Source organism: Streptomyces sp. NPDC054847, from assembly GCF_053610925.1.
This window is the reverse complement of sequence record NZ_JBSGZJ010000786.1, coordinates 1-1,203: the sequence shown is the minus strand read 5'-3', so window position 1 is coordinate 1,203 and position 1,203 is coordinate 1. Positions and strand designations below refer to the sequence as shown.

At 69.8% G+C, this 1,203-nt stretch carries 1 protein-coding gene and 1 pseudogene; one reads left to right on the top strand and one right to left on the bottom strand.

The genetic code is table 11. The features are described 5' to 3' along the window. A partial coding sequence (locus ACWGH4_RS35235) for a cytochrome c oxidase subunit I (protein ID WP_453467994.1) occupies positions 1-721 on the top strand: 721 nt, incomplete at its 5' end. A 131-nt stretch (positions 722-852) separates the two neighbouring features. Here ACWGH4_RS35235 and ACWGH4_RS35230 read toward each other — a convergent pair. Beyond that, positions 853-1,203 (bottom strand): annotated as a pseudogene (locus ACWGH4_RS35230) (DEAD/DEAH box helicase); the annotation flags it as partial.

Genomic DNA, 1,203 nt, shown 5'->3' with positions numbered 1-1,203 from the left:
GATCGGCACCATGTGGCGGGGGTCGCTGTCCTTCGAGACGCCGATGCTGTGGTCCGTCGGCTTTCTCGTCACGTTCCTCTTCGGCGGCCTGACCGGCATCATCCTCGCCTCGCCGCCGCTCGACTTCCACATCACCGACAGCTACTTCGTCGTGGCCCACTTCCACTACGTCGTCTTCGGCACCGTCGTGTTCGCCATGTTCGCCGGCTTCCACTTCTGGTGGCCCAAGATGACCGGCACGATGCTCGACGAACGCCTCGGCAAGATCCACTTCTGGACGCTGTTCACCGGCTTCCACACCACGTTCCTCGTCCAGCACTGGCTCGGCGCCGAAGGCATGCCGCGTCGCTACGCCGACTACCTCGCCGCCGACGGCTTCACCGCCCTCAACACCCTCTCCAGCATCGGAGCGTTCCTCCTGGGCGCCTCCACGCTCCCCTTCTTCTACAACGTCTGGAAGACGGCCAGGAGCGGCAAGCGCATCGACGTCGACGACCCCTGGGGCTACGGCCGCTCCCTGGAGTGGGCCACCTCGTGCCCCCCGCCGCGGCACAACTTCACCACGCTGCCCCGGATCCGTTCCGAGTCGCCCGCCTTCGACCTCCACCACCCGGCCGTCACCCAGCTCGACGCGGCCGAAACCACCGGCCGGCGCGACGTCGTCGAACCGGGCAAGGGCGTGGCACCTCTGAGCCGGGACGAGAACAGCACAGAAGAATGAGACGCATCCCGCACCGCGGGTGCGAGCACCCGGCACCGGGGGACCCCGCCGAGCGAAAGCGGGAGCGCCGAAGGGCGGTCACAGGAAGGAGAACCACTCTTCCCGTGACCGCAGCCGCTGCTGAAAAGCCGTCAGCGGCCTCTGCGGACCCGGGCCGCCTTACGGGCCTCCGCGAGACCGCGGGCCTCGGCCGTCCTGCGCGACTCCTTCGGGGCCCGGGCGCCCAGACCCCGGAACGGCGCGTTGCCGCTGGCGGACTTGTCGGCGACAGGCGGCCGCTTCGCCCCCGTGATGCCCGTCAGCTTCTCCTCGCCGGAACGCACCTGGGTGACCACCGGCCGGATCCCGGCATCGGACATCATCCGGTTCACCTCACGCCGCTGACCGGGCGTGACCAGGGTGACCACCCGGCCCGACTCACCCGCACGCGCCGTACGGCCCCCCCGGTGGAGATAGTCCTTCGGGTCGGCGGGCGGGTCGAC